Source organism: uncultured Thiodictyon sp. (assembly GCA_903837595.1).
Classification (GTDB): Bacteria; Pseudomonadota; Gammaproteobacteria; order Chromatiales; family Chromatiaceae; genus Thiodictyon.
Map to the genome: position 1 here is coordinate 1 of CAILVI010000472.1, position 7,159 is coordinate 7,159.

Below are 7,159 nucleotides of genomic sequence, written 5' to 3' on the forward strand. Positions count from 1 at the left end.
CCCTTCGGGGCTTGAGCAGGCGCAAGATTCGGCGGAATAAGGACCGGGGTGGTCTCAGCTGTGCTTGGGCGTGATGATGCTGGCGAGCCAGATCAGCAGCGCACCACCGAGCACGGCGGTCATGACGCTGCCGATGAGCCACACAAAGCTCGCCGCGCCCCCGGCGATCGCGATCAGAACACCACCCAGCGCACCGCCGGCCATACCGAGAATCACATCGCCGACCATGCCAAAGGGCGGATCTCCGCCGATCAGCTTACGGGTGGCCACACCGGCAAATGCGCCGATCAGCATCCAGATCAAGATTGTCCAAGAGAACATGATAACTTCCTCCGTCGGTTGAAAAACTGATCAAGGCCCACCTTTCGCAACCCGCGGGATGGTCCCGTCGGCGGTCCTCTGCATCAGCGCACGGTCAGGCGTTCGATCTCGCGCAAGACCGGGATGAGCAAGCCCGGTCTGTTCAGATGAGCACCAAGAGCTTGCCGCCAAGTGCCCCGCTAAGCGTATGCGATTGGCATACGTGCTCGCCGGGACATCGATCACGCACCACGCCGCGGCGGCGACCGCAACGGCAAGCCATGGACCATATTCTGGTGTCATACATTGACTCTTGCGTGATGCTAATCGGGGTCAAGTGTCTCGTCTGAAACAGCAAGCCGCGAGGATCACCGGACCGGAAAATAGTCGCGCCTGAAAGGGCTAGTTTCCGAACCAGCCATTGTTGCTGGTATTATAGCTTCCACCATTGTTGTAGCGGTTGTTGTTACTGTAACCGTTGGTGTTGTTGCGGCGATTGCTATTATTGTAGCCGTTGGCGTTGTTGTAGCCGTTCGCGTTGTTGTAGCCAGTACCGTTGTTGTACCCGGTGCTGTCGTTGTAGTAGCTATTGTTGCTGGGGCTGATCGCGCGCCCAATGAGCCCGCCGACCGCCGCCCCGCCCAGCGTGCCCAAGGCACCCCCATCTGACAGGGCCGCACCCGTAGCGCCACCGAGACCGGCGCCGGCAAAGGTATACTGATCTTGCTGCGACATACCCGCACAGCCGCCTAAACCGATTAAGGTGACGAAGACCGCCACGCCGCGGACGAATTCACGTTGCGTTTTCATTAGAGATGCTCTTGTTTCTTGCCATAACGGGCAACTGATGGGCGATGCCGATTGAAGCGCAGATTCAAGGCATCCAGTCCGGCGATACGGTGACTCGTCGGGAGTGAGGATGGTGGAAGGGGTATCGCAGCCTGGAATAGAGATTACCGAAAAGACCAGGCACGGTCGGTACGGTGGCACACATTAGCTCGAGATCGGCCATACCGGAACCATCGCCGAGCATTCCAAACCCGGCACTTGCTCAGGCCGGAACGCGACAAAATAAGGAAAAACAAGGACTATTGTGCTCGTTCGGCAGGCGCTGCGATGGCATAGTCCTGCATATACGCAACGACATCCTTCACCGGAACCATCCGGACTTCGGGCCGTGCGTGGGCGTATTTCATAAACGCCGCCAGCGCAGCCCAACGGGCTTCGCGAACGGCCAGGCTAGGGGTATCGGAATTGTCGACCTCGCCCGCGGCGTTGCGAACCCGGTCGAAGGCGTAGAGGAATGAGTGCGTGCACAGGATGAATGGCACCCGATTCCCGGCCAGAGGTCGATCCAGTGTGTATCTTAGGATCGCGAGCATCTCAGCGGGTGCCACTCCGGCGTCGATGATCAAGCCGTAGTCGAGTCCGGAGAAGGCACCGGTGGTCGGATCAAACACCGTCGGGTAACTGAAGCGGCCCTTCATTGGCCGACCGGCCGGGCTAGTGAATTGGGCGAGCGCATGTCCATGCCAAGCACCCAGGCGCCGCCGTTGTAGTGGGCATAGGTATGGTCGGCCATCTCATGGCCCGCGGCGAAGCCCGCCCGCTAGATGGGGAGATCGTTGGAGCGTTTCCACCGGGCATCCATGTACCGGGCGGTCAAGAAAAAGGTGCCCCGCAGGGGCGTGGCGTCGAACGGCATCCTGCCATTGCGATCCACCGGGTTCTTCCAGTCCGCCATCAGCTCGAGATAACTCGCCATGCCGCCCACCGGACGGTAGAGCGCCTCATCACCAAAGTTGTCGTCGGAGGTAATGGAGACGAATTGCGGTACGTCCGCAATGCGTTGGGCACCCGGCGGGATGTTCGACCAGGGCAGCGATGCGCGGGTCACGCGCGCCGCCCGGCCAGCGCCCGACTCGCCCGGCAGCAGGCCACAGCCGCCACCGGCAAGGCCAGTGATAGCACAGATTGCATAAGAGAGGCGACGAACGGCGAACGCTGGGTGCATCCCCCCTAGATCCGACAATTGCTCACGCCAAGGCGTGATAACTTCTCCTTTCAGGATAACAGACGACGCCGTGGCGAGGGTGAACCGGCAACGCCGCACTGGCGTGCGGCGCTCCCGGCGCACTAGGCCGCCTGCGCCTGACCGACCGCCAAGGCGTCCAGCGCCGCCACTGGCACCGCCCGATTCAGGGCGGCGAGGACCGCTTTGAGCGAGGCCCCGACGACATCCCGGTCGATGGCTGCCCCGGCCACCCGGGCGCCGTCCAGAGTGAGCAGTACATAGGCGGCGGCCTCGGCATCGGTCCCGGCGCCGATGGCATGCTCCTGGTAATCCAGCACCTGAATGGTCTGACCCACCCGGCCGGTCCAGGCATCGACAAAGGCGGCGATCGCCCCTTGGCCGTCCCCGCGCAGCGTGTAATCGCCCGTGGGGTCGCCGATCCGCACCTCGATCTGGTCGTGCCGGTTGCGGATCAACCGGTAACTCAAGAGCCGGCGCGGCCCCTGCGCCCGCACGAAGTGCTCCCGGAACAGACGCTCGATCCCCACGCCATCGACCTCACCGCCGCACCGCTCGCTCTCGCGCTGCACCAGCTGGGACAATTCGACCTGAAGCCAGCGGGGTAGGTTCAGCCCGTACTCCTGCTCCATCACGAAGGCCACCCCCCCCTTGCCTGACTGGCTGTTGACCCGCACCACCTCCTGGTAGGAACGCCCCAGGTCGTGTGGGTCGATGGGCAGGTACGCCACCTGCCAGGGCGCGTCCGATGTCTGACGCTTCAGTGACTTACGGATCGCGTCCTGGTGACTGCCGGAGAAGGCGGTATAGACCAGTTCACCCACCCAGGGGTGTCGGGGGTGGGTCGCAATCCCCGTGCACTGCGCCACCACCGCCAGGATCTCGTCCGGGTGACGCAGATCGAGCCCCGGGTCGACCCCCTGGCTATAGAGGTTCATCGCGAGCGTCACCAGGTCCATATTGCCGGTGCGCTCGCCGTTGCCAAGCAGGGTCCCCTCCACCCGATCCGCCCCGGCAAGCAGCGCCAACTCCGCCGCGGCCACCGCCCCGCCCCGGTCGTTGTGGGTGTGGACCGAAAGGACCAGCGATTCACGCCGACTCACGTGGGTAGAAAACCACTCCACCTGGTCGGCAAAGCGGTTGGGGCTCGCCACCTCCACGGTCGCCGGCAGGTTGATGATGCAGGGGCGCTGCGGGGTCGGCTCCCACACGTCCATCACCGCCTCACAGACCTCCAGTGCATAGTCGGGCTCGGTGGCCGTGAAGCTCTCCGGTGAATATTGGAAGGTCCAACGTGTCTGCGGATAGCGCCCGGCGGCCTCACGCACCCAGCGGGCGCCCTGCACGGCGATCGCCTTCACCCCCGCCCGGTCGCTGCCGAACACCCAGTCGCGTTGCACCGGGGAGGTGGAGTTGTAGAGGTGGACGATCGCCCGCGGCGCCCCGGCCAGGGACTCGAAGGTCCGGCGGATCAGGTCCTCGCGCGCCTGCACCAGCACCTGGATGGTCACGTCGGCAGGGATCTGGTCCTCCTCGATCAGCCAGCGCACAAAGGCGTAGTCCGGTTCACTGGCGGCCGGAAACCCGACCTCGATCTCCTTGAGCCCCAAGCGTACCAGCAGTTGCCACAGGCGCCGCTTCTGCGCCAACCCCATCGGCTCCAACAGGGCCTGATTGCCGTCGCGCAGGTCCACACTGGCCCAGACGGGGGCCTTGACGATGGTGCGGTCGGGCCACTGCCGGTGCGGCATGGCCAACACCGGGGCGGGGCGATACTTGCGGTGGTCGAAGGAGATCATAGGCTGCTCACTGACTCAAATGTGCGTTCACTGACAAAGCTGCGGGCGCTTCAGGGTCACCATCTGCCTCACCCTTTTGGGGTATCGAGGCCGCCCCGGTCCCGGTAAGGACTCAAGGGACTTTAGTGGCGCGGGCCTGGTGGGCCTCTGCCAAGTGTCGGCGGGTTCGCTGACGAGGCAAAGGTTACGCCCAAAGGCGCGCCAGATGATTGCCATCTCAACCACCATTCGGATCGATTGCGCAATTTACTGCCACTTTTTTGAGCGATGAGCCCTTTGGGCGCCCATGAATGCACCCCCGATACCACTCTGACGGTCGAGCAGGCGGCAGAAAATTGGACAGGATTAACAGGATGACGCAGGATTATCAGGATTATTCGCAGGAAGGTGGATCGACAACACATCCCGTAAATCCTGAGAAATCCTGTTAATCCTGTCCATTTGCCGGATTTCGGCTTAAACCTTGGGGAGCCTTATGATGAAGCATCGCTACTTCCTGGCCCTGAGCGTCCTCGCCCTGCTCGCCGGGGCACCGGCACTGGCGGGTGACCGCTTCGATCCGCCGCCGCTCGCGGTCAGCCCCGCGCCGACGGCCGAGACCAGCCTGACCCTGGGCGCGGGTGAGACGCCGATCGACACCGACGTCTCGCCCGCGGGGACCATCGTCGCCGCCCTGGTGCGGCGTGCCGACGCCACGCTGGTCCTGCGGCTCTGGACCCTGGACGGTACCCGGCCGGTCGCGGACTGGCCGCTGCCCGACGGCCTCAATGCACGGGCGCTGGCCTGGCACCCGCGCGGGGAGCGCCTCTTTCTGGCCGGAACCCAGGGCGGCGAGCAGGTCATCGCCCGGATCGCGGCCGACCCGGCCCACCGCCAACTGGAGATCGTCTATCGCTCTCCGCGCGAGATTCGGCGCCTGCTGGTCGGTCCCCGCCCCTTCCAAACCGGCCGCGATAAGGCCGGCAATCCGGTCCTGGCCTATCGCCTCTTCTTCGGGCTCAAGGGGGCCGACGGGCGCTACGCGATCCGCTCCATCACCGAGGATGGGCGGCGCGACTATCAGGCGATCGGCCCCAAGAGCGGCTTTACGCGCTTCCCGAACACGGGCGGCCCGCCCAGCACCATCGCCGCCGACGCCGCTCTGCCGCTGGCATTCCACCCCGGCGGCCATCTGCTGCTGTGGGAAGGTGAGGCGCATCGCTTCCAGGTGGCCACCTATGCCGGGGACCACTGGGCCGAGACCCGCAAGCTCCTGGACGGTGCCCTGGAGGGGGGCTCGGTGACCGTCACGCCCAACGGCCTGGGGCTGATCCAGTGGCGGCCCGGGACCGATGGGGCAACCGTCATCCTCGACCGGGGGCGGACCACGACGGCACAGTGCACGGGGCACCGGTTCACCGGTACGCCCTCCTCGGTACCGGACGGCCGCGGCCTGGTCGGGGTCGAGCGCACCGACGCCGGCTACCGCCTGGTCTATTGCCCGATCGCAGTCCCGCTGGCGGACGTGACCAATGCCTGGCTATTCGCGCAGGCGGCGCCAGACCGAGACCTGATCGAGCGCCGCGGCGGGCTCCTGCGCGACCTGGACCAGGACCAGGTCTACAGCCTCTATGAAAGCGAGTCCTATTCGATGGACGACTGGGGCACACCGACCCCGGCACGTCCCTATCTGGTCACGACCGACATCTTTTGGGAACTGCTGGCGGCCGCCTACGAGGGGCTCTTCATCAGCACCGAACGCCACCAGACGATCCCCGCCTTCTGGGACCTGGTGACCGCAGCCGACCGCCATTACCGCAGCACCGCGGCCACCTCGCCCTGGGCGCGGGTCTTCGCCACGCTCGCCGCACTGCGCGACCCCAAGGCCGCGGACCCCGAGGTGGCCTTGATCCGGCGCGCCAAAGGCAAGGAGCAGTCGCCGGCCCTGCGGGTGCCGCTCGATTACGGCGAACTCTTGCCACGCGGGCACTACAGCGCGGACCCCGAGTTCCAGATCTATTTCAAGGCCTTCACCTATCTCACCAAGCTCGCCCCCGCGGGCGCACAGGTGGCGGACCTGCGGGACCTGCCACCAGCGCTAATGGAGCAGGCGTCGCGTTGGATATCGCCCTACCGCGCCTTCATCGCACCCTCGCGCGCCCCCCTGGTCTGGGGCGGCGGCGGCGCCCTGCCCGCCTACGCCCGGCATCCGGCCGACGAGGCCGCGCTCTTCCCGCTCTCCTGGGGGTTCGACAACGAGATACTCCTCTCCGCCGTCTTCCACCCCAGTTGGCCGGTGCCCGAGCAGATCACCGGCCCCGAGGGTCCGCGCATCCTCCCCTCGGCCCTGGACATCGCCGCCGCGCTGGGCAGCCCCTTGGCGGCCAAGCTGCTGAAAGAGGAGTTCGACCGCTACCCGCCGCTGCGCCCGGTCCTGGCGGAACTCACCCAGCGCCGGGGCGCGGGCACCGGCGGCGACCTTTACAACCGCTGGCTCGACGCACTGGCCATGCAGTGGGCGGGGGACCTGCCCGCCCCCGACCAGGGTGACGGGGCCTTATGGGCCGCGAAGCGGTTGCAGACCGGCCTGGCCTCCTGGGCGACGCTGCGCCATGCCACCGTAATGGTCAACGAGCGGGCGGTCGCCGAGGCCGGCGAGTCCGGTTTCGAGAACATCGTCTTCAGCCCGCCGCGCGGCGCGGTGGAGCCGGACCCCCGCACCTTCGAGGCCATCGCCGCCCTGTTCGACGCGTTGCAGCGCCTGGTGGACGACAACCAGGGCCTGCTGCGCGGTGAGATGGCCACCGACGACGGGGGCGACCTGGAGCCCGTGCGCCAGGCGGTGTCCGTGCGGCTGCGCGGCACCGCGGACGAGGCCAGACGGTTCAAGGCCATCGCCGAACGGCAAGCGCGCGGCGAGGCACTGAGCAGCGCGGACTATGAGGCGATTTATCACGTCGCCCGGGTCGCCGAGCACCATTTCCTGGTGTTCAAGAGCCTGGCCAACAAGGAACTGGCACTGTCGACCCCGGACCCCATGCCCAAGATC

Annotated in this window: 6 protein-coding genes; 1 reads left to right on the forward strand and 5 read right to left on the reverse strand. The window is 66.0% G+C overall.

Annotated features, from left to right (window positions below; all coding sequences use genetic code 11):
- Nucleotides 1-54 precede the first annotated feature (54 nt).
- From QZY44_RS28205 to leuA, 5 genes are all read right to left on the reverse strand, one after another.
- On the reverse strand, nucleotides 55-294 hold the full coding sequence (locus QZY44_RS28205) for a hypothetical protein (protein ID WP_295455911.1): 240 nt from the start codon (nucleotides 292-294) through the stop codon (nucleotides 55-57).
- Nucleotides 295-702: 408 nt separating this feature from the next.
- Complete coding sequence (locus QZY44_RS28210) at nucleotides 703-1,110, reverse strand: glycine zipper 2TM domain-containing protein (protein ID WP_295455914.1); 408 nt, start codon at nucleotides 1,108-1,110, stop codon at nucleotides 703-705.
- 278 nt (nucleotides 1,111-1,388) lie between these two features.
- A complete protein-coding gene (locus QZY44_RS28215; protein WP_295455916.1) occupies nucleotides 1,389-1,787 on the reverse strand; it encodes a hypothetical protein in 399 nt (132 codons plus the stop codon).
- A gap of 122 nt (nucleotides 1,788-1,909) precedes the next feature.
- Nucleotides 1,910-2,314, reverse strand: a complete 405-nt coding sequence (locus tag QZY44_RS28220; RefSeq protein ID WP_295455918.1) for a hypothetical protein — start codon at nucleotides 2,312-2,314, stop codon at nucleotides 1,910-1,912.
- Nucleotides 2,315-2,436: 122 nt separating this feature from the next.
- The gene (gene leuA, locus QZY44_RS28225; RefSeq protein WP_295455920.1) at nucleotides 2,437-4,131 is read right to left on the reverse strand and encodes a 2-isopropylmalate synthase; all 1,695 of its coding nucleotides are present in this window, start codon (nucleotides 4,129-4,131) and stop codon (nucleotides 2,437-2,439) included.
- 478 nt (nucleotides 4,132-4,609) lie between these two features.
- On the opposite strand from leuA, the gene QZY44_RS28230 reads away from it, so the two are divergent.
- Nucleotides 4,610-7,159 (forward strand): DUF3160 domain-containing protein (locus QZY44_RS28230; RefSeq protein ID WP_295455922.1); only part of this gene is annotated, 2,550 nt, incomplete at its 3' end.